Source organism: Nostoc sp. TCL240-02 (assembly GCF_013343235.1).
Classification (GTDB): Bacteria; Cyanobacteriota; Cyanobacteriia; order Cyanobacteriales; family Nostocaceae; genus Nostoc.
Genome location: NZ_CP040094.1, coordinates 6523132 through 6544539, shown reverse-complemented (window position 1 = coordinate 6544539; position 21408 = coordinate 6523132). Strand labels below are relative to the sequence as shown.

Annotated in this window: 19 protein-coding genes and 1 pseudogene; 9 read left to right on the top strand and 11 right to left on the bottom strand. The window is 40.6% G+C overall.

Features of this window, described 5'->3' with window-relative positions; genetic code table 11:
• Nucleotides 1–3 precede the first annotated feature (3 nt).
• Nucleotides 4–1070, bottom strand: a protein-coding gene (locus FBB35_RS27940; protein ID WP_174708235.1) for an ISKra4 family transposase whose coding sequence is annotated in 2 segments (ribosomal slippage) — nt 4–914 and nt 914–1070 — 1068 coding nt in all. Because the reading frame shifts where the segments join, the coding sequence is not laid out codon by codon here.
• Between the two features lie 34 nt (nt 1071–1104).
• On the opposite strand from FBB35_RS27940, the gene FBB35_RS27935 reads away from it, so the two are divergent.
• From FBB35_RS27935 to cobO, 3 genes are all read left to right on the top strand, one after another.
• On the top strand, nt 1105–1515 hold the full coding sequence (locus FBB35_RS27935) for a hypothetical protein (RefSeq protein WP_368041858.1): 411 nt from the start codon (nt 1105–1107) through the stop codon (nt 1513–1515).
• Nucleotides 1516–1754: 239 nt separating this feature from the next.
• Entirely contained in the window at nt 1755–2207 is a 453-nt protein-coding gene (locus tag FBB35_RS27930) for a GFA family protein (protein ID WP_174712353.1), read from the top strand.
• 350 nt (nt 2208–2557) lie between these two features.
• A complete protein-coding gene (gene cobO / locus FBB35_RS27925; RefSeq protein ID WP_174712352.1) occupies nt 2558–3235 on the top strand; it encodes a cob(I)yrinic acid a,c-diamide adenosyltransferase in 678 nt (225 codons plus the stop codon).
• An 8-nt stretch (nt 3236–3243) separates the two neighbouring features.
• Here the strand turns inward: cobO and FBB35_RS27920 are convergent, their stop codons facing one another.
• The 4 genes from FBB35_RS27920 to FBB35_RS27905 form a co-directional block, all read right to left on the bottom strand.
• Nucleotides 3244–3951 (bottom strand): hypothetical protein, encoded by a 708-nt coding sequence (locus FBB35_RS27920; RefSeq protein ID WP_174712351.1) that lies wholly within the window; start codon nt 3949–3951, stop codon nt 3244–3246.
• 693 nt (nt 3952–4644) lie between these two features.
• Entirely contained in the window at nt 4645–5628 is a 984-nt protein-coding gene (locus tag FBB35_RS27915; protein ID WP_174712350.1) for an RNA polymerase sigma factor, RpoD/SigA family, read from the bottom strand.
• 570 nt (nt 5629–6198) lie between these two features.
• Nucleotides 6199–7929, bottom strand: coding sequence for an ATP-binding protein (locus tag FBB35_RS27910; protein WP_174713792.1), 1731 nt, complete (start codon nt 7927–7929; stop codon nt 6199–6201).
• 118 nt (nt 7930–8047) lie between these two features.
• A complete protein-coding gene (locus FBB35_RS27905) occupies nt 8048–8842 on the bottom strand; it encodes a glutathione S-transferase family protein (protein WP_174712349.1) in 795 nt (264 codons plus the stop codon).
• Nucleotides 8843–9279: 437 nt separating this feature from the next.
• On the opposite strand from FBB35_RS27905, the gene FBB35_RS27900 reads away from it, so the two are divergent.
• Entirely contained in the window at nt 9280–10302 is a 1023-nt protein-coding gene (locus tag FBB35_RS27900) for an IS4 family transposase (protein ID WP_174708137.1), read from the top strand.
• Nucleotides 10303–10749: 447 nt separating this feature from the next.
• Entirely contained in the window at nt 10750–11574 is an 825-nt protein-coding gene (locus tag FBB35_RS27895; protein ID WP_174712348.1) for a fasciclin domain-containing protein, read from the top strand.
• A gap of 133 nt (nt 11575–11707) precedes the next feature.
• Here the strand turns inward: FBB35_RS27895 and FBB35_RS27890 are convergent, their stop codons facing one another.
• Nucleotides 11708–12613, bottom strand: a complete 906-nt coding sequence (locus FBB35_RS27890) for a polysaccharide deacetylase family protein (protein WP_174712347.1) — start codon at nt 12611–12613, stop codon at nt 11708–11710.
• 656 nt (nt 12614–13269) lie between these two features.
• Nucleotides 13270–14568, bottom strand: coding sequence for a glutamate-1-semialdehyde 2,1-aminomutase (hemL, locus tag FBB35_RS27885; protein ID WP_174712346.1), 1299 nt, complete (start codon nt 14566–14568; stop codon nt 13270–13272).
• A 105-nt stretch (nt 14569–14673) separates the two neighbouring features.
• Between hemL and FBB35_RS27880 the strand changes: the two genes are divergently transcribed.
• Both FBB35_RS27880 and hisIE read left to right on the top strand, forming a co-directional pair.
• A complete protein-coding gene (locus FBB35_RS27880; protein WP_174712345.1) occupies nt 14674–14862 on the top strand; it encodes a ChaB family protein in 189 nt (62 codons plus the stop codon).
• A gap of 101 nt (nt 14863–14963) precedes the next feature.
• A complete protein-coding gene (gene hisIE, locus FBB35_RS27875; RefSeq protein WP_174712344.1) occupies nt 14964–15614 on the top strand; it encodes a bifunctional phosphoribosyl-AMP cyclohydrolase/phosphoribosyl-ATP diphosphatase HisIE in 651 nt (216 codons plus the stop codon).
• Nucleotides 15615–15622: 8 nt separating this feature from the next.
• Here hisIE and FBB35_RS27870 read toward each other — a convergent pair whose 3' ends face one another.
• Together FBB35_RS27870 and FBB35_RS27865 are read right to left on the bottom strand one after the other, a co-directional pair.
• On the bottom strand, nt 15623–16894 hold the full coding sequence (locus tag FBB35_RS27870) for an MFS transporter (RefSeq protein WP_174712343.1): 1272 nt from the start codon (nt 16892–16894) through the stop codon (nt 15623–15625).
• A gap of 143 nt (nt 16895–17037) precedes the next feature.
• Nucleotides 17038–17475 carry a hypothetical protein gene (locus tag FBB35_RS27865; protein ID WP_174712342.1) on the bottom strand — a complete coding sequence of 146 codons (438 nt, stop codon included), beginning with the start codon at nt 17473–17475 and terminating at the stop codon, nt 17038–17040.
• Between FBB35_RS27865 and FBB35_RS27860 the strand changes: the two are divergent.
• Nucleotides 17474–17665 (top strand): annotated as a pseudogene (locus FBB35_RS27860) (DUF2811 domain-containing protein); the annotation flags it as partial. The gene FBB35_RS27865 and the pseudogene FBB35_RS27860 sit on opposite strands and share 2 nt — an antisense overlap.
• Nucleotides 17666–18514: 849 nt before the next feature.
• On the opposite strand, the gene FBB35_RS27855 reads toward FBB35_RS27860, so the two are convergent.
• On the bottom strand, nt 18515–19234 hold the full coding sequence (locus tag FBB35_RS27855; protein WP_041565535.1) for a response regulator transcription factor: 720 nt from the start codon (nt 19232–19234) through the stop codon (nt 18515–18517).
• Between the two features lie 621 nt (nt 19235–19855).
• Here FBB35_RS27855 and FBB35_RS27850 point away from each other — a divergent pair.
• A complete protein-coding gene (locus tag FBB35_RS27850) occupies nt 19856–20485 on the top strand; it encodes a CPP1-like family protein (protein ID WP_114081822.1) in 630 nt (209 codons plus the stop codon).
• Nucleotides 20486–20632: 147 nt separating this feature from the next.
• Here the strand turns inward: FBB35_RS27850 and FBB35_RS27845 are convergent, their stop codons facing one another.
• Nucleotides 20633–21325: an HAD family hydrolase gene (locus tag FBB35_RS27845; protein ID WP_174712340.1), complete on the bottom strand. Its 693-nt coding sequence runs from the start codon at nt 21323–21325 to the stop codon at nt 20633–20635.
• Between the last annotated feature and the right edge of the window lie 83 nt (nt 21326–21408).

Sequence of the window (21408 nt, the reverse complement as noted above, 5' to 3'; positions counted from 1 at the left end):
GGCTCAAACTGACAATAATCCATTGAGGTAAGCACAGCGATGGGCTAGGACTTGAGGCACATTTTCTCGTTTCCATTGTGCCCCGGAAATTTTTGTTCGACGGTCAACCTGTTTAACGGCAGATTCAACTGAACCTGAACCAATTGAACAAATTTCTTCAGCTTGATAATATTCGTAGTTGATAATGCGATTGCGATGCTTATCAAGATAACGGCAAAAGTTTTGTACTTGTTTGCCTTTACAATCTGTAAATAAGGCAATAGTAGCCTCAACTTGGCCTTTCCATAGTAGATTTTGTGCTTGTTTCAAGCGTTTTTGTGAACCCCCAACTTTGTGGAGGTTTTCTATTAAATGGAACCAATCAAGTATTTCTCGACGTTGTGCATCAGGTGCTAATTGGTCAATTATATTCCAAATGCCGTCATGTCCATCACCAATACAAGTGAGTGGGCTAGCCAGTGGTTGGTCATTAACCCAATCAATCACAATCTGATTATTCTGAAATGAAGTTCCCAAGATTCCGAGATGATGTAAGCTAATTGCTTTATAGCCAAGCCATGCACATATTTGACCTTTAGGAGTTCGGACACGGATGTTTCCACCATCGACGCTTAATTCTTCAATTGTCTGTTCTGGTGTTGGCAACTCAAAATTCTGGCGATGCACTAATCTCTGTTGACTGCTGTGAGAAACCTCTATGCCCGTAAAATACTTGATGTCTGATGCCGCATCTTCATAGCTGACATTCGCACTTACCCTCAAACAACAAGTTTCTAGATATGGACTCAGTTGAGTACTTGGTGCGACTTCTAATTCAATGGCTTGTTTGCTCGTTATTGCTAACTCTCCAAGAATGCTTTTGAGCCGTCGTTGGTATCCTGCGGTTGTCCCTGTAATCGTTTCGATAAAAAAACCCCTACTTCTGGCATAACATGCTTCTGCATTTGACTCCGCACTGCTTCTTCAATTGCTGCAAGATTTGTGAGCTTTTCTTTTGACGTATCTTCATACAATATTTTAGCAATCGCCTGAATATGTTTTTGAAGAGCTTGCTTTTGTTCTGGGGTCATCGGTAAGTAAATACACTCGTCTTACCTATCCTGACTGATTTTCGTCTTCTTTGCAAAAAACTGGGATGCTCCCAATTGCCATACCAGCAAAAAAACGTTAGGCTGGCTAGCAGAAATAATTCTTGATGCTTTTGACTTTGACTATGACCATTTATATGAGTTTAGTTATAAAGATCGTTTTGGCTGCCTAATTAAAATAGGTCATCTTTACACGGAAACACCACCATTTGCTGACCAAGTGCAAATTGGTGATTTGTCTATAGAAACGGGTGGTAAAATGACCTATCTTTATGACTTTGGTGATAGCTGGAATTTTGATGTACAGTTGGAAGCAATTAATCCGCCTGATAATAAAATCAAAAAACCAAAGATTTTAGAAGTTCATGGAAATGCACCTCAACAGTATTGGAATCAGGATGATCAATCGGATGAAGATGAGGAATGAAAGCGACAATAAAATATTTTTTTCTTCACCTCCTCCTTTAGAAATAAAACAGGACTTACGCAAAATAATGAAAAAACGAACCGCATTCGCGCAGCGTCTCATTATAGAAGGACGCATAGACGCGGAGCGGCTACTCTACGAGAACGCCAAAGGCGAACCCACAGGGTAGGACACAAAGGAATAAGAATTTGAGGGAGTTATTGCGTAAATCTTATAAAAATTATAAGGAGATAAAACCTATGATTCCATATACCGGAGGTTGTCAATGTGGACAGGTTCGTTATGAAATTCATGCTGAACCCTTAACCCTGTATTTATGCCACTGCAAGGAGTGTCAGAAACAATCTTCTAGCGCTTTTGGAATGTCTCTTACCGTACCACGAGATGCTGTTGTGATTGTTCAGGGAAAACCGAAATCTTGGACTCGGAAAAGTGATAACGGACGTGAAGTAAATAACCTGTTCTGTGGCGACTGCGGAACGCGATTGTTCCATGAACGGACTTACAACCCAAATACTATCAACGTCAAAGCCGGAACATTAGATGATACAAGTTGGTTATGTCCAGTGGGTAACATTTGGACACGCAGTGCCCAATCATGGGTGATAATTTCAGACCAATTACTCAACTATGACGGTCAACCAGAGGATGTTCGTCCTTTATGGGGAAAATGGACGCAGCAGCATCCATAAACGCATAATTACATGATAGTTAAGCTAACGGTCTCAGTTGGGAGTTGAACTTATGACTGTAGCAAAAGATAGAATAAAAAAGTTATTTATATTGATAAATAACTTTAATGAACATATTCAATTATTTAAAATAGTAATATTAAACTCAAATTATAAATTCAGTTTGTATATCATATAGTTTTACGTACTTGTCTGTAAATCATGTTAAATAAAGCTAGCATAGGAGCAATATTTTTTTTATATAAAATATTAATGGACATATTCAATTACGTGATTTAGCTAAAATCAAATTTTAAACATAATATCGGTTCCTTCTCAAAAGTTTTAACAGTTATTTCTAGACAAGGTTGATGAAAAACGATACACCACAAGAATTAAACCAAGATCAAGAGATTGGGCGCTTGATTGATGAGGTAATGTCTTCATCTCTGACTGATGAACAGTACCGCAAAAAAATGCAGCGACGCAAAGAAGTGCAAGACAAGCGCATAGCAGAAGCTGTACCAGAAAAAGGATTAATTATTGTAAATACTGGTAATGGTAAAGGTAAAACTACTGCGGCTTTGGGGATGGTATTACGATCGCTAGGTCACGGCTATAAAGTAGCGATCATCCAATTCATCAAGGGAAGTTGGGAACCTTCAGAAAAAAGGGTTTTCAGCTATTGGGAAGACCAGATAGAATTTCACGCAATGGGCGAAGGCTTCACGTGGGAAACTCAAGACCGCGATCGCGATCTTGACAAAGCTAGCGCCGCCTGGGAAAAATCATTAGAATATATTCGCAACCCAGACTTTCATCTGGTGTTGTTAGACGAAATTAATATCGCCCTCAAAATGGCTTACTTACCATTAGAGGATGTTTTGGCGGGTTTGGCGCAAAAACCAGCTAACAAGCACGTTATTCTCACAGGTAGAGGCGCACCAGCAGGTTTAATTGAGCGTGCTGACCTCGTAACCGAAATGACCTTAATTAAGCACCCTTTCCGCGATCAAGGCGTGAAAGCGCAACCAGGAATTGAGTATTAACTTAACGATTATTTGCACATTTGCAACGTGCGGCGATCGCTAGCTGTGATGGAATTTAATTGATAAAAGTCTTGTAGAGCCACAGAATAAGGATAACTGCTGAACTCATCTTCACTGACTTTAGGTAGTTTGCTGTTTGCAGCTACCTGATTTGATCGAGGAGTACTGGCTTCATTTGACGTACTATTAACCGTCATCGCCAACTCTCCTGACTTGTTGAGCGTACCCTGAAAACAATTAAATTCTGATTGGGGCATATACAGCGCACCAATTATCTTGTCCTGCTGCTTTTGAAATATGATGTAACCTTGACCAAGCTGGTTTGATTTTGGCGATTGACCATAGAGATAAACCCCATCTTTGACAGGAAAATTCACTTTTGGTAAACTTTCTGCACCTTTTGTAGCTCCCTGAGAATCTGGAACTAGTGCTGTGGTTGTAGGGAGTGTTTTTCCGCTCTGATGTACAAAAATCCCTCTTTCTCCAGCAGATGCTCTCAGCTGACTTCTCTGCTCTCTAACTTTTCTTAGCTGCGACAAAAGGGAGTTTTCGGAGGTTTTGGTTTTTTGAATCTGAGCCGATGATAATGGAGAATCTGTAACCGATACGACTTGAGTCTGCTTACCTATAAAGCCCAAACCGAGAAGTAAGCCTAAGCCCGCTAGGGAAATTCCCCACTGGCGGGGAGATAAGAACTGATAAAGGTTGTTAAGCACCCTACTTCTCCTGTTAAAAAATCAACTAAGTTCTCTAGAACTTACTTAAACTATAACCAAGTCTTAATTGTCAAAGACTTTGTTAACGACTTATATTACTATTGTCCAAAAAAGAAAACTGTCAAAAACTAAAGTTTTTATTTAATCTAGCCCAACAATCTTAGATTACCACCAGTTAGGGAAAGTAGAGCGGCGTAAACAATTAAAGGTTTTAAGTGAGGTCTACCCTGTGGGAACGCTTCGCGAACAGATCGTAAAATAGGACTAAACCTTTTACTACAAAGCAATTTAATTAACTTTACATTAATTAACATTAGTTTGAGTTATTCTTCATCCAATAGATTCATCTCATTGGGTGAAGTTAATCGGAAATTAGATACTTGCAATCAATATGAGTTTCGTAGTACTTGTTTTTTTACTTTCTAATAAATAAAAATACTGATAGTATTTTCTCGGATTTGTCGCCGTAGAAATACAGTCTCAGATCAAAATATTTTTCCTGACTATCAGCCAATACGCTTAGGTTAAGGGCTACTGGCAAAAATTTTGGGTTTTCGAGACCCGATAAATCGCCGTCTCTACATGTGTTTTAGTCTTATCTGAACTGTATTGGGCTATCAGCATAAAAAAATTGCCCCCTGAATTCAGGAGGCTCATCATGCTCTTGAGACGCGGGATTTCGCGTCTCCATATTTAACTAGCAACGTATTCTTGGACATTGGCGCGACGGCGACGCAGATGAGCTAAAGCCTGATGCTCTAACTGGCGGACACGTTCGCGGCTGAGATTCAATCTCTCACCCACTTTCGCCAATGACATTTCGTTACCATCTTCTAAACCAAAGCGTAGAGCTAAAACTTCTCGCTGTTGCGGGGTTAATTCTGCTAGTAGGTTGTTCAAATCTTGGCGTAAAAATTCCTGGTTGGTGTAATACTCTGGTGATGGCCCGCCATCTTCGAGCATTTCTTGCAACTCAGTATCCTGGTTATCGCCAACTTTAACATCCAAAGATACTGGTTGACGCGCCATGTTCAGGTACTCACGAATCTGAGCAGGTTCTAGTTCCAGTTCTTTGGCAATTTCGGCGGGAGTGGGCGATCGCCCCAAGCTTTGAGCCAACTCACGCTGTACTTTCTTAATTTTGTTCAGTTTTTCGGTAATGTGGATCGGCAAGCGGATAGTACGTCCTTGTTGTGCGATCGCGCGGGTAATCGCTTGGCGAATCCACCAGTAAGCGTAAGTCGAGAACTTATAACCTCTCATTGGGTCAAATTTCTCCACACCTCGCTCTAATCCTAGTGTTCCTTCCTGAATTAAATCCAGAAATTCCATATTTCGCTTTTGATATTTTTTCGCAATAGCAACGACCAAACGCAAATTTGCTTCGATCATTTTTTGCTTTGCTCGCTTACCTTGAGCTACCGTTTGTTGTACTTCAGTTTCCGATTGTTGAACCACGTCAGCCCACTCTGACATATCCGGTTCGCGGTGCAGTTTCTTCGCCAAAACCTCTTTGGCATCGATGAGCGTCATCATTTGTTGAACCTGCTTCCCATATACAATCTCTTGTTCACGGGTTAGCAGTGGTACACGGCCAATTTCTCGCAGATAGGTTCGCACCATATCAGCCGTGAATCTGGTGTTGAGATTTTCCGTTTGGGTATTGACAGTAGGCATTGGTGCGTTGTCCTCTACTCCGTAAATAAAATGTATGTTTTCTTACTAAAATGGATGGATAAAGGTAGTAAATCTATCATGAAATATCAGGAGCTACTAAAAACAATTATCAATTGATATAGACGTTTCTAAGACGTTAAGCCCCTAAGATAGGTTCCCCTACCTTCCCTAAATTTTCAATCTCTTATTAGCACACTGGTTATTTTTGAGAATTCTTACTTTAGGTAGTTACTGAGAGTAACGAGTAAATCCGAAGTCGGTATGAGTTCCACTTAGTTTTATAGTACGATAAATCAGGCAGATAGTAAAGTATCTTAAGATAAAACTTTCAATTATAATCCAAAAATGGTCGTTTGGAAAAAAATTTAGGCTTCCTTGAAATTACTGACTATATCTATAGTGACCCCAAAAACCCCTCTTCTGTTGCCAAAAAGTAGCCGGATAACCGAACTTAATTTCTTGTGAGGATGGAGGGATGTTACGAATTGGGGATTGGTCGGTAGCGGATTAATCTTGATGTAGATTAAATCAGTGACTTCCCGTAGGGTAGGATAAATGACAAATAACTATTTAAAATCCCAGGTCAGCTTTGGCGAGTTCAGCAGCAGCGAATACTTCCGCGTCAGGTTTTTCTTCCCAGGCTGGCTCACCAATTTCTTCGTAAAAAGTTGCGTCGTAAGGACGGGTACGTACTACTACTGGCATGGGTACGGCATGACCTAAGATTAAAGCTTGTTGCTTAGAGTCTAACTTTGCCAAGACCGATCGCAGTCCGCTACCACCAGATACACCTGTAAAAATCGCGTCAATGTCTTTTTCGTCATTAAGCAAAGCGGTAATGCGAGTTCCAATCTGGGACATAACTTCATTATCTATGCCTGATGGACGTTGATCAACTACCAAAAGTGTGACAAAATACTTCCGCAGCTCACGGGCAATAGTCCCAAAGATAGTGCTTTGTACGATAGCCGGGTCAAGAAAACGGTGTGCCTCTTCAATGGTAATCATCAACGGCGTGGGGCGATCGCCAGGGTTTTTGCTTTGCAGGAATTTATCTGCTTTTTTGACGTAATGCTCGTGGATACGTCGGGTGATCATGTTCGTCACCAACATATAAGAGAGCATATTAGACTGGGAACCAAATTCTATCACAACATTCTTCCCAGATTCCAGACATTGGACAATTTTACTAATGTAATTCTGGGGGCAAACTGCTCGCATATACTTCAAGCTGTCCATCCGCAAGAGTTTGCGCTGTAATGCCATAATCGAGCCTTTGTGTCCGCGCTTCTCGTCGCAGAACATCTCGATTTCTTCGTTAGTCATGTTCAGCAGTTGGACAATCCAAGACTTGCCAAACTCACTATATAAAATATTGGCGTTATCTAGGGCTGCGTCAGATAGCCCTAAATCTCGACTACATAACTTAATATCTTCAACTTCAATTTGCTCGTAACTCAAATAAAGTTCTTGAGCATCACGCACACCCCGGCGCTTTGTCGATTCGGGGTCAAGGGTATAAACTTCTACCTTACTTGGAAAAAGTTGCTTTAATCCCTTAACTGTATTGACGTTCTTTCCTTCTGCGACAGCTTCCCAGCCATACTCAGAGTGCATATCAAAAATCAAATTTACTGCCGCACTTTTACGGATAACGCCTGCTAAAAGTAGCCGAGTTAGAAAGGATTTACCAGTACCAGATTTCCCAAAAACCCCATTACTCCGTTCCACGAAGCGGTTTAAATCGATACAAACAGGCACATCCATATCCAAAGGTTTCCCAATGGAAAAATTTCGCCTTTGGGGGTCATCTTCCCAACCAAATACGCGGCGAAAATCGTCAACACTGGCTTCGTAAACTTGACTAAAGTGGCTAGGAATAGTTTTAACAGGCAACAATTCCATCGTCGTGCTGGTTTGTGGCACAAATGAAGCCAAACCCGTCACCGATGGGATAAAGGGATTTGCCGATTTGCCATTTGTTGGGGAGAAAGATTCTTCCGCTTCGGGAGTGAACATCAACATCGGTGCGAGGTTGATAGTACCATAAGTACCACTTCCGGCTAAAACATCCCGTAAAAAAGTGTCTTCCCAACTGGGGGGATTAGCAATAATTCGTGCATTAGCTGCTCCTAATGCTACATCTGTCAGCATACAAAAAAAGCGCGATCGCATCCCTTGGACAACAAGAAACTTACCAACCCGCATATCTTCTACAGAAATGTCAGGATGCAATCGTACTTCTAAACCTTCAGTTAGAGAACCTTGAATGACCGAACCTAATGGCTGTCCCGAATTCATCTGATTAGTCATTTGTCATTTGTCATTTGTCATTGGTCATTGGTCATTGGTCATTGGTCATTGGTCATTTGTCATTCTCCACCCTGTGCCCCATACCCAATGCCCAATGCCCAATTATCTAATCAATCTGAATCGAAGTTGGCGCACTCCCTGTTGATGAAGTGGTAGTAATCAATGGTTTACGGAATTGGGTGTAAATGCGATCGCGCCAGGTAAAGAATGGTTCATAATCTATATTCTCTGAAAAGATTGGCAATCCTTTACCTCTAATAGAAGCTGGCAAATCCAGATAGGGGCCAGAGGGGAACTTGAGTAATATCGATAAGCCAGCCACTGCTAAATCAGCTAAAGTCGGCTCATCTCCAGTTAAATAAGGACTATCTGCCAATAATAACGTTAGCGCTTCCAAGTCTTGTTTTAAAGATGCGATCGCTGATTGGATCACATCTGGACTATAACCTACCCCAAAACCCAACACTGTCAGTAAGTCAGTAGGTACTCCTCCAACCAGACTTTTAAATATATCTGGTGTTGAGGTGGGTAATAAAGACTTGCGGAAATTTTGATCTTGACTTACGGCTGCAAATAGTGCTTTCCGACCTTTGATGCCTATAGATTCATCCGCCCATTCTTCTATCAATAAAGTTAAACCACGTTTTTTAGGATCTTGGGGTATTATGGGGCGATCGGGATACTCTAAGTCTAAATACTTAGCTATTTCCGTAGAATCCGCAATATATTTATTACGATCCTTCAATACTGGGACTTGTTTCTGACCAGTCAGCCGGAACAGTTCTACTTGTCCAATCCCAGGCGTAACCTCTATTTTGCGGTAATCTAGTCCTTTAAAATCTAGAATTAGGCGCACTTTCTCTGAGTATTGAGATAGTTCCCATTGGTATAATTCCAGCATATTGTATACCTGATAACTGGTCAACTTCTTAAACTTTACAATTGTATCTTTAGTTAAAGTAATTTTTCTTTACATTCATTGCTTTTTTTCCCTCTAATTGAGATTGTGATTGAACTTATGCCTGGTTTCGGCAAAATAATCGATTTCAAAAATCTTATTTTCCGATTCAAATATCAAATAATTAAATAATTTACTTCGGTATACATAAATAAACCTAACTGCTCAGTTGCAGATGTTCAGCAGCTACTTTGATTTCTGCCACTGTTAGTAGAGTAAATTATCTGCGGTTTGGCTGAATAATTAATGCTTAATTCAGATATATTGCCATATCCTATATAGCATCCAGTGCAGAAGTGTTGAATGTTAAGAAAAATCCGATAAAAATAGCCCAAAATATGGTAGTTTTGGGCTAAGGCTTAAAATATATTAGTTTGGTTGTGATTATAAATTCATTTCCCAAAATTGTCAAAGATATACTGAAAAGCCTGCCAAAAAACGATTATCCAGTATTGAACAGTCGTCTGTTTTTTGAGTGCTGGCTATCCTATGCCCTGGATAACAGCTTAACAAGTATGCGAGATTTGTTTAACAGATTAAATAACAATTGTTTTGAGGTAGATATTTCTACTTTCTCTAAAGCAAATTTACATCGAAGCCAAAAACCTTTTCAAGAGATTTACCAAAAATTAAATGAATTAGTACAGAAGAAAGTTCAAAAAAAGTTACACAATAAATATGCAATTTGTCCAATAGATTCAACAATTATTACTCTCACAAGTAAATTGTTATGGGTACTAGGTCATCATCAAGTCAAGCTGTTTAGTTCCTTAAATCTCTCCACAGGAAGCCCAGAAGATAACTTCATCAATTTTGGACATGACCATGATTATAAATTTGGTTCCAAAATGATGTCTAGTCTCCCAATAAATGCTGTTGGAGTAATGGATAGGGGTTTTGCTGGATTAAAATTTATCCAAGAATTAGTACAAGAAAACAAATATTTTGTTTTGCGGATAAAAAACAATTGGAAACTAGAATTTGATGGCTCAAATGGATTGGTCAAAGTTGGTGCATCTGATGATGCTCAAGCTTATAGAGTAATTAATTTCTGTGATTTAGAGACAAAAACCGAGTTTCGCTTAGTGACTAATTTACCAGAGTCGGGAGATGCAGCTGTTCATGATGATGAAATTAGGGATATTTATCGATTACGTTGGGGAGTTGAATTGTTGTGGAAGTTTTTAAAGATGCACTTAAAACTTGACAAACTCATTACCAAAAACGTCAATGGTATTACCATACAAATTTACGTGAGCTTGATAGCCTATCTGATTTTACAGCTTTTATCTATTCCCGAACAATGGGGACATACACTATTAGATAAATTCCGCTATCTTCAATCTTGTATGTGTCAGAAAATCAGCTATGTTCATTGGTTTGAGGAGATGATGTTTTGCTGACTAATTTAAGCTTTTGAGACTTAGTGTAACTAATAATGTAAAGTTTTGTATCAGCATTCAACATTTCTGCATCCAGTGTTTTTTATAACTATCAATTTACAGTACAAATTTATATATAAATTGGCTTTTTAGTAAAATTTTTTCCACAGCTTATTGTAAATGAAATCTTGGATATGTAAAATTTTCCCACTCTTTTAGAGTTGAGGCCACACCAAGTGAGGCTTTTTAACTCTTTATCAGTGTGACGAAGAAAATATACTCAATTACATAAAATATGTGGTAGATATATTTCATACCTACCAACTTAATCTGAGGTTATATATTTTACCTCGTGTAGCAAAAAGTCTTCTGAGGAAAAATTTTACTTCCCTCTTCGGTTAGATTTTGTGCATAGCAAAATGTTATAAATCTTTATGTAATGTATGGACAAAAAGACAAACAAAATTTATGAAGACAAATAACAGCAAACTGCTGACCATGTTGGCAGGCATAGCAGGATTCACTAGTTTAAGCCTTCTCATTACTTTACCATCTGAAGCCAAAGAGATACTAAATCCTAGCCCCAGTATTTTCAACGAAGCCCCCTATAACAAGGGTCAACGCCTTCAAGTAAATGCTCAATACATACCTACTGAGGCTGCTTCCGAAATAGAAAAGGGCAATATCAAGCGCAAACAAGTAGCGCAAAAAGGTAGTGTAACCAATCCCAGACCCAGTATTTTCAACGAGCCTCCTTATAACCGTGGTGGTAGCGCTACACCTATTGAACCGAAACCCCCCACACCAGGTACTACCCCGGAAACTCAACCCGGTGAGAAACCTACTAAAACTCCACCAGGGGCAAGTGACAATCAAGGCAAAAACCTGTTAGCGTTGGCAGAGTCAAACGCTTCTTTTACAACCTTAACCAAGGCTTTGAAAGCAGCAGGGTTGACTGGAGCTTTACAAGGCAAAGATAACTTAACTATTTTTGCACCCACTGATGCAGCTTTTGCTAAGTTGCCAGCAGATGCTTTGAAAGAATTGTTAAACCCAGCCAATAAAGAAGTATTGCTCAAGATTTTAACTTACCATGTAGTACCTGGTAAGGTATTGTCCACTGATTTGAAGTCTGGTGAAGTTAAAAGCCTCGAAGGTGGCGCAATCAACGTTAAGGTTGATCCTTCTGCTGGTGTAACTGTCAATGATGCTAAAGTTACACAAGCAGATATCACAGCTAGTAACGGTGTTATCCACGCAATTGATCAGGTAATTTTGCCTCCTGACTTGTAGCTTGTAGGTATTAGTACAATCAGTAACAAAATTAGGTAGAAATAAAGTATTAATACATAAAAATTCCGTTCAATGTTAATTTTGGACGGTTTTTTTGTATTGTAATAACGGTGAGCTAAATTGGCAACCCCACCTAATGGTTTTGGTTTTGTTTTGTAATCAGCTTTTGATCCTTATCTTGCATTTCTAAAAGTTCAGGGATAGTAACAAAGCTATAGCCCTGTTTCCGAAAGTTAGCAATAATTTCTGGTAAAGCTTGTACAGTTTTAGAGCGATTACCACCACCATCATGCATCAGCACAATTCCACCTGGCTTGGCTCTTCTGAACACATTATTGATTAACTTGGGTACAGCAGGACGCGAGTAATCTACAGAGTCAGATGACCAGAGAATGATGGCATATTTGCTATTTCTAGCGTAATCAGCCACTCCATTGTGCATGATTCCCCCTGGTGGTCGAAATAGATTTGTTTTAATCCCTGTCACTTGATAAATCTGGTCTGCTGTGTGGTCAATTTCATAAGCGGCTGCTTGTGGATTCAAAAACTGATACCAATGATGCCAAGTATGATTACCAATTACGTGACCTTCAGCAATTTCACGCTTCAGTAAGCCTGGATAATTTTTCACATTCTGCCCAATGACAAAAAATGTTCCTTTGATTTGATTTTGTTTGAGAATATCTAATACCTGGGCGGTGCTTTCAGGCCATGGCCCATCATCAAAGGTGAGAGCAATTACTTTCTGTTGGGGACTAAGTTTCGCCGCACTAACTATTGCTCCTTGAAAGCTTGGTGGCACAGAATATGAAAGACCCTTTATTTGTGCTTGTTGCTGCCAAATTTTAAGCATCGTTGCTTTTAATTCTTCAATCTGCTGTTGGGCTCCAACTTTGGCTGGTAGCTTGTTTACATTTATATTTTCTGTACTTTGGGCCTCAGATGATCTTGACTTGATAAACATCATCGTGGTGATACTCAAGACAAGCAACGCTATTAATATTTTTTGCACACCAAAAAATGACTTATTGTCCTCCACTTCATAGCTCCTTCAAGGCTAGAACCATTTTTTCACAATACTTCTGGCAGTTTTTTACACTTCTATAAGCCTTGTCATGCAAACTACAGCATGATTTTTATATCTTTTAAAGTTAGCTCCAACCCTGACTCCGAAAAAATGCCTTACTTTACGGATATCTAAATATCTATAAACAAAACCCTCACCAAGAAAGTGAGAGGCTTCTTGCACCTTAGTTTTCGTAGACTACGAGATATGAAGGGAATTTAGATAACTATAAAAGGCAATTAATTTTGCCTTGTTAAGATGAATACACTTAATGTAGTTTAAATATTGCATAATGCATTGACGAAGCCATTGCGAAATTATGACAAAGGTGTGACCTGATTTGAATGATAACGGTACAGTACAGACCCGTTAAAAAATTTCTTTGATCCCCTACTATACAAGATGAGTCAACAGCATAGCATTGGCTGCTAAAAGTTATGCAAATAAGGCTTTAGATTCAGTAGTGCTGAATGCTGAGTGACCAAGAAAGCAAAACAAGGGTATTAAAGTAACGAAAGGATTCATTTTTGTGGGGCAGGCAAGATTGCCTATCCCGCAAAATGGTAGACAATATCCCCACCCCACAAGGGGTAATTGGATACTTGTTTATTTGGAAATCCCTTAACAGCTTACAGACTAGACATTACATCCCGTGCGACTGCTAAAGTTTGATCAATGTCTTCTTCAGTGTGAGCAAAAGACGTAAACCCAGCTTCAAATTGAGAGGGTGCTAGGTAAACACCACGTTCTAACATGCCCCGATGGAAGCGTCCGAATTTGGCTGTATCAGACTTTTTCGCATCTTCGTAGTTATGAACTGGGCCAGATGTAAAGAATAAGCCAAACATGGCGCTGATTTGACCGCCGCAAGCTGCATGACCAGTTTCTTTAGCAATTTGCAGCAAACCATCTGCAAGCTTTTTAGTAATCCGCTCAAGATAATCGTAAGTACCTGGCTTTTGCAGCAATTCTAAAGTTTTAATGCCAGCAGTCATCGCCAAAGGATTACCAGAAAGAGTCCCAGCTTGATACACGGGACCGGCAGGGGCAACCATTGACATAATATCTCGGCGACCGCCATAAGCTCCTACTGGCAAACCACCACCAATAACCTTACCCAAGGTTGTTAAATCGGGAGTAACGCCAAATTTCTCTTGAGCGCCACCGTAAGCAATGCGGAAGCCTGTCATCACTTCATCAAATACTAATAAGGCTCCATACTCGTGAGTTAGTTCCCGTAATCCTTCTAGGAAACCCGCGTCAGGTGCAATAAATCCAGCATTACCAACAACTGGCTCAAGAATAACCCCAGCAATCTCGTCGCGGTTTTCTTCAAACAAGGCTTTGACGGATTCTAAGTCATTGTAAGGTGCGGTTAGAGTAGTGCTAGTTGCCGCTTTCGGAACTCCTGGTGAGTCTGGTAAACCAAGTGTGGCAACACCAGAACCTGCCTTCACGAGAAATGTATCGGCGTGTCCGTGGTAGCAACCTTCAAATTTGATGATTTTGTCTCGGTTGGTGAAAGCCCGCATCAGCCGCAAAACTCCCATACATGCTTCAGTTCCAGAGTTGACAAATCTGACCATTTCGATACTAGGAACGGCATCGATGACCATTTCTGCCAAAACATTTTCTAGCGCGGAGGGTGCGCCGAAACTTGTGCCTTTTTCTAAAGCTTCATGCAACGCTGCAATTACTTCTGGATGAGCATGGCCACAAATAGCTGGCCCCCAAGTGCCTACATAGTCTATGTATTGGTTGCCATCGACATCCCAAATATATGCGCCTTTAACACGATCAAAAACTATGGGTTGTCCGCCCACAGATTTAAAGGCACGAACTGGAGAACTGACTCCTCCAGGCATGAGGGTTTGAGCGGCGGCAAAGATTTCTTGTGATTTTGTTGTTTTAATTGTGGTGTTTACCAAGGTTCTCTCCTAACAGTGGGCAATAAAAAGCTCTATCTTAGGATAGTGTCAAAAAGTACTTAGAATTTCTATCATATATAAATAGCTGAACTAAAAAATAAGAACATGTTATACAAGTCAAATAAAGATTTGCCTTTAGATATTCAAACTCGATTATCTGAAGCATACCAGGATCTTTACCGAGCAGCTTTTAACTCGGCCATCCATTGGTATGGTGAGGCATCAAAAGCTCACAAAGTTGCGTTAAGTGCTGTCAAGATGCAGTCTGCTATGGAGCGGAATGTTCTTGTTTAGAGCTAGAGAAGATAGTGAAATTCAAAAAAACATATCAGTTACTCTATTCAGAATGGTATCGTAAATTCATGATTTATTCTCATTAGAGCAAACTAGTTGGTATGTCTTCTAACGATTCGCGATCGCTCCATTACGCCATCCCTGTTGAAAAAATTCGCTACGATGAACGGGGTCTAGTGCCTGCAATTGTCCAAGATTATTTGGATGGCACTGTCTTAATGATGGCGTGGATGAATCAAGAGTCGTTACAAAAAACTTTGGAAACTGAAGAAACTTGGTTTTGGAGTCGTTCTCGGCAAGAATTATGGCACAAGGGGGCGACTTCTGGACATATTCAAAAAGTGCAAAGTATCCGTTATGACTGTGATAGTGATGCGTTGCTCATCGGGGTAGAGCAACTAGGAGATGTTGCTTGCCATACTGGAGAACGTAGTTGCTTTCACCAAATAGAAGGAAATATTGTCCCACCACCAGGGGATACATTGTCGCAATTGTTTCAAATAATATGCGATCGCCGCGATAATCCTACAGAAAGTTCTTATACCTGTAAGTTATTCGCAGGTGGCGACAACAAAATTCTGAAAAAGATCGGTGAGGAAACCGCCGAGGTGGTTATGGCTTTTAAGGATGATGAAGCAGATGCGATCGCAGGTGAAGTGGCTGATTTGCTATATCATACTTTAGTTGCCTTAGCTCACCATAAAGTTGATTTAAAAGCGGTATATCGGAAGTTACAAGAACGTCGTCAATAGAGTTAGCCCTACTCAGGCAAAATTCGATTGAGATACTGTAGAATCATCACGACAATCAGCACACTCAAGGGAAATCCTAGCCAGTAACTATCTGTAATAACTCGCGGTTGATCTAATGCCCATCCACCCAACGGATGACCAATAAAAGACCCAATAGCCCAGCACACAGCGTTAACGGAGAAATAAACGCCACGTTTATTTTCCGGGGCTAACTCAGTGACTAAAGAGGCAGCTGATGGGGTATAAGAAACAATTGCAACTGCGAATACTCCCAATGCCAACGCTACCCAAACTAAATTATCAGATGGGGCAGTGCCGCTTACCCAAATCAATCCAAAACCAACTGCCCAGAGAATCGCAGAAACAGTAAGCGCGAGTGTGTGAGAACAGCGTTTTAAGGCACTGGTGACAGGTAATTGACAAATTATAGCTAGCACCAGATGCCAAGCAAATAGAACGCTAATAGTAGTTTGAGCAAATCCTTCAGTAGTACTTTTGATAACAAAGTTTTTGAAGTAAAGCGGCAGGGTGCTATGAATTTGAGAAATATAAATTGTAAAGAATATATTAACTGCGATGTAGACCAGGAAACGGCGATCGCTTAATACTGCCATCCAAGAAGCAAAATGTTCTGTCTTTTCAGATTTCCCCATCTGCGGTTGTTCAGTTTTACTAATTCCCACATAGACAACCCCAAAAAACAGCAGAAAAGAAATGGCATCAATCACAAATAGCCATCGATAACTCCCAATTACCGCGATTAAAAATCCAGCAAGCGCAATTCCGATCGCTAACCCAAGATTATCAGCCAGTCGTGCGATCGCAAAAGTTTCGCGGCGATTGTCAATCTGGCTAGCGTCAGCAACAACAGCTTCAGCCGCCGGCCAATAGAAACCTATCCCTAAACCGCTAATCAAGCTACCAATTACCAAAGTAGTAAAATCATTGGTTGCAGCTAAAACCAGAGAAGCAATTGCTGAAATCGCCGTCGCTAGCAACAAAGTGCGGCGACGGCCCCAGTGTTCAGAATCAGCCAAAGAACCACCTACAATCCTCCCTACAATGCCGGAAATCGAGGCGCTACCCAAGGCTACCCCAACACTGGTTGCAGATAAACCAACTTCATTCACAAAAAAGATGGGGGCGTAAAACAGGGTACAGCCAGTTCCAACTTCCGAGAGAAATCTACCTATTGCAAAAATCCAGACTTGAGGATGTATTGAGGGCAGCCACGATGATAGCTGAGATTGAGAAGCTAATTTCATGAGTTTAGATGTCATAGTTTGGTGACATTTTTGTAATTCTTATCATTGGCTGCTATTTTTCTCACTCATTCCACAGGGTTTCCACAGGGATTTTAGCAGTTTTCCACAGGTTGATTACGAACTAATGGGCTTCTTACCCTCTGACTGGGGATTGTTAATTAACAGTGGCAAAGAACTTCAAGGACTGAGTTTTTATAAAGTAAAGTAACGAAAAATAGGCTTAAATGCCTATTATCTCGTTCGTATTTATTTTTTATACAATCATTTTTAACATTTCGCAGCATTGACAAACCCACCCCCTCTTGGCGCACAATGATTCGGCTTGCTCTTGTAGTTCGTTCAACCGTTGGCATCAAATGTGTAAAATATATTACCTGAGATGTGGGCGTAGATTGTCGGGATGGCAAAAGAGTGGTGAGGTAGTTCGGTCTTCTCCCAAAGGGAGAGGCTAGCGCCAAGGGGGTTTCCCCTCTTGAGTTACTACCGTTCGCCCTTGGCGTGCCGGAGGCATCACCCGTAAGGGTGAGGAAGCCAATTGGCGCTTTACCGCAAGCAACTTGTCCCTTTTGATTATCCTCATAGGAGGAAAATCTCATGAAATCAACGGTTAGCATCTTTACAGAAATTCCCGAAACACTCCACGAATCCTTAAAACACTATTTAGAAACCCATCCCGATTGGGATGAAAATAGGGTATTGACGGCGGCACTATCATTGTTTTTACTCCAAAATGGAGATAGCGATCGCCGGGCTGCCCGAGTCTATCTGGAAACTTTATTCCACCACTCCTCAGTAGAAACGCCCAGTATCGATTCACCCGCAACAGCTAATCTATTAGATACTCCGTAGGTACGGGCGTTATTCTCGCTCATACTCTAATGTGGGCACGACAAACCGTGCCCCATAAATGGGATTTGATCTAATAGCGATTAAGCATATCGGAGCAATATTACATTGAAGAAGAATTCAGAAGTCAGAATTCAGGAGTCAGAATGAATCAGTGGGGGATTCAGACCAGACCCGCCACTGTATTGTTGACGACTAAATATGCAAATTTAGTGGGGGTCTTTAACCCCTGGATTCATCCACCAGTCGCACAAAATACGCAACTGAATTCTGGCTCCTGACTCCTGAATTCTGTTTCTATAAAAAGAATCAGTAGATTCTGCTCTATAACTTGCTCAAAACTATACGCAGTAGGAGCAATTCATGAATTGCTCCTACTGCGTATACGTATTTTTACATTAGTGTCAACTTAGAGCCTGGGCAAGAAAGAACAAGGGGCTTAAGCTGCTTGTTATAAAACCTGCAAAGACAGGTAAAGTCCCGTGTAGATGAGGTTTATAAGCGCCGATTGCAGGTTAAATTGACAAGCTATGCGCCCCTACAAACTTCACCTAAGCACATATCTGCCAAAACAGTCAGATCCAAAGAAATATTTTTCAGTAGACTTTCTTTGACTGTCCACTGTCTTAAACTGATAAATCAATATTTCAAATAACTGTCTGGTCAGTATTTGAGCAATTCTATCTATGTTTAATTGTCTAAATTTGTCTTTTACTAAAGCTAAAGAAATTCACTAATCACTACCCCAAGAGTCAACAGTCAAGAGTTAAAAAACTCTAGACTATAGACTCAGGACTTGGCTTCCAAATGTTGGGGGTGAGCAGGAGATTCAAACTTATAGCCTACGCCACGTACAGTTTGAATTAATGCTGGCTGACTAGCATCAATTTCAATCTTCTTGCGAATTTGACCAATATGTACATCTACAACCCGTTGGTCGCCGACATATTCATAGTCCCACACCTCTTGGATTAGTTCTGCCCGTCGCCAAACTCGACCGGGATGACTTGCTAAAAAATGCAACAAGTCAAATTCCAGCGCAGTTAAGGGTACTGCTTGGTTATTAAGTGCTACCTCCCGTCGCACCGGATCAATCATCAGTTTTTCAAATACCAAGCGTTTCTGCTCGGCAGTAGTTATCACTCGCTGACGTCTCAAAATAGCTCCGACTCTGACTTCTAGCTCTCCCAACCCAAAAGGCTTGGTGAGATAGTCGTCAGCACCTTTGGCAAAGCCGCGAATTTTGTCAGCTTCGTCAGCACGGCTAGTCAACATCAGAACAAAAACACCATTACGACTTTGCATCTCTTGGCAAAGGTTAAACCCCGTTACATCTGGTAGATTCACGTCTAGAATCACCAAATCAGGGTTAAATTGCTCAAATAGAGCTAAGGCTGTCTTTCCATCTTCGGCAGCCTCCACCTGATAGTTCTGTTTAATCAAAAAGCGTTGGATTAAATTCCGAACCGCAGGATCGTCGTCAACTACAAGAATCTTGGCAGGAGCCATGACCATTACTTTGCACAAAAATTCGTAAGATTAACAAGAGGGTTGCGTAAAAACGCAGTTACCACTTTGGGACTAACTAAGAATCTACATGGCTACGGTATGGGAATCCCGATCATTCACAAATAAATACTGTAATCAGAAATGTGGGCGATGAAAACGCGAAACTTCTTTTAGCCACAGTAGATAGGCGCTCTGACTTTAGCCGTAATAGTTCTAGTTAGATGGCAACTTAAAACGTTTCAATTTTAAATCGATATGCGGATATATACCACAAGCGATTATTCAGTATAATTAAAAAATTCTATTAGGGCACAGTAATTTTGCCAAATTGAAAGCAGGAAAATTGATTTTTTCATAAAAACTCTGGATTTTAGGTACTCTCCGTTCAAATTCTAGATTAAAGCCAGAATTAAGCAACGACATGAGGGTATACACGGAGTTATAGCGATATGTTAAAGTGACTATAGTTGAAATTACAAAGTCAATTAAACTAACCCGTGCTACTATCCTGGTAGGGCATAAAATTAAGTGGAGACTTTAGTTTCGATTAAAACAAAACCTAAAACTGTTTTTTATTCGACAAAAGACTGCCGCTGACTGAGGCTGAAGTAACAAACTCCCATGAGCGATCAAAATCCCTACGAAAAACTTGGGGTATCAGAAGAGGCTAGCTTCGATGAAATTCAGGATGCTCGTAATCGCCTATTCGAGCAACACAGTGGCGATGCCAAGCATTTAGAAGTAATTGAAGCGGCTTACGATGCGATTTTAATGGATCGCTTACGGATGCGCCAGGAAGGTAAAATTAAAGTTCCTGAGCGCATCCGGTTTCCAGAGTTGCGAGTGCAATCACCTCCTAAAGAAAGTCCAACGCCTCGTGAGCAGTCACCTGCATGGCTGCAACGGATGCTGGATCAACCAACACCTGCGGATATACTTTTACCAGGAGCTTGGTTTCTTGGTTTGAGTTCTATCAGCTTGTTTTACCCAGAGGGAGGCGAGCAGATTTTGCAGTTAGCATTGGTGGTTGGGGTAGGCACCAGTATTTACTTTCTCAATCGTAAAGAAGGCAAATTTGGCCGAGCAGTTTTGTTTACCCTGATAAGTTTAATCATTGGCTTAATCGCTGGGGGACTAGTTGCTAGCTGGCTCTTACCACAAATATCATCATTCACCAATCTGGGAACGAATCAGTTCTCTACTGTAGTAACGTTTATATTGTTGTGGTTGGTTAGTAGTTTTCTACGGTAAACCACTAGGTGTAAGCAAATTTCCATAAAGAATACATGGTTTATGTGTGTTCTTCTCAAATATCTAGAGTTAGGAGTCAGAATATGTATTCTGACTCCTGCTTTGATTTGTACGATTAATTGAATCTGTTAGAGCTACAGAGCCTTTCTAAACAAGGTGTTTGGGTTTTAAGACTAAATCTACAGCAGTGCTGAAATCTTTAACGATTAAATCGGGGTGATAAAGTTCCAATTGCGTGCGATCGCGGATACCACATTCCACAGCCATCACTTTAACATCATATTTTTTAGCTGCGGTGATGTCGGCTTCTGTATCTCCTACCATCCAGGTATCAGTAACCGGAGGTAGTTCTTTTAATGCCCTAGCCATTAACAAGGGCTTATCTTCAATATCACGAGTTTTAACGTAGTCGTTACTCAGGCAATAACAACGATTTTCCCGGAAAAATCTCCCTAAATCGTATTTTTTAAAGGCATAATCTAGTTCTCGAACTCGGCGCATGGTCATAACTGCTAAATCAATTCCAGTTTGTTGAATTTTTAATAGTGCATCCACAGCACCAGGCGCGAGAGTGTCGTAGTTGAAATAAGCTTCTGTATGCACAGTTTGCCGCCGCAACTGGGCAAATTCTTGGGCTTGGTCTTCGTCTAACCCTGAATTTAAGGCGATTTGTTTTTCGGGAATGCGCGATCGCTTTAACTGCCAAAATTCCGCTTTCGGCATTTCTTGCACTTCTTGGTTTGGGCGACGGGTTTTCTCTAAGCAAAATTGATAAACACGGTAGTACCGTTCGGAAACATCAATAATTGGGCCGTCGAAGTCAGTAATCAGTCTTAGCATCGGCGGAAAATGTTAATTTTTATTAAAATTATCTCAGATATATGGCTATTTTTCGAGGTCTACAAAGTCAACTTCTTTGGAGT

Bases quoted from the DNA above. Each gene is read 5' to 3' on its own strand.
- FBB35_RS27855 (WP_041565535.1), bottom strand. From the start codon at position 19,234: ATGGCTCCTGCCAAGATTCTTGTAGTTGACGACGATCCTGCGGTTCGG.
- FBB35_RS27910 (WP_174713792.1), bottom strand. From the start codon at position 7,929: ATGAATTCGGGACAGCCATTAGGTTCGGTCATTCAAGGTTCTCTAACT.
- cobO (WP_174712352.1), top strand. From the start codon at position 2,558: ATGAAAAACGATACACCACAAGAATTAAACCAAGATCAAGAGATTGGG.
- FBB35_RS27915 (WP_174712350.1), bottom strand. From the start codon at position 5,628: ATGCCTACTGTCAATACCCAAACGGAAAATCTCAACACCAGATTCACG.
- hisIE (WP_174712344.1), top strand. From the start codon at position 14,964: ATGTCTTCTAACGATTCGCGATCGCTCCATTACGCCATCCCTGTTGAA.
- FBB35_RS27905 (WP_174712349.1), bottom strand. From the start codon at position 8,842: ATGCTGGAATTATACCAATGGGAACTATCTCAATACTCAGAGAAAGTG.
- FBB35_RS27930 (WP_174712353.1), top strand. From the start codon at position 1,755: ATGATTCCATATACCGGAGGTTGTCAATGTGGACAGGTTCGTTATGAA.
- FBB35_RS27880 (WP_174712345.1), top strand. From the start codon at position 14,674: ATGTTATACAAGTCAAATAAAGATTTGCCTTTAGATATTCAAACTCGA.
- FBB35_RS27870 (WP_174712343.1), bottom strand. From the start codon at position 16,894: ATGACATCTAAACTCATGAAATTAGCTTCTCAATCTCAGCTATCATCG.
- FBB35_RS27865 (WP_174712342.1), bottom strand. From the start codon at position 17,475: ATGAGATTTTCCTCCTATGAGGATAATCAAAAGGGACAAGTTGCTTGC.
- FBB35_RS27850 (WP_114081822.1), top strand. From the start codon at position 19,856: ATGAGCGATCAAAATCCCTACGAAAAACTTGGGGTATCAGAAGAGGCT.
- FBB35_RS27895 (WP_174712348.1), top strand. From the start codon at position 10,750: ATGAAGACAAATAACAGCAAACTGCTGACCATGTTGGCAGGCATAGCA.
- FBB35_RS27845 (WP_174712340.1), bottom strand. From the start codon at position 21,325: ATGCTAAGACTGATTACTGACTTCGACGGCCCAATTATTGATGTTTCC.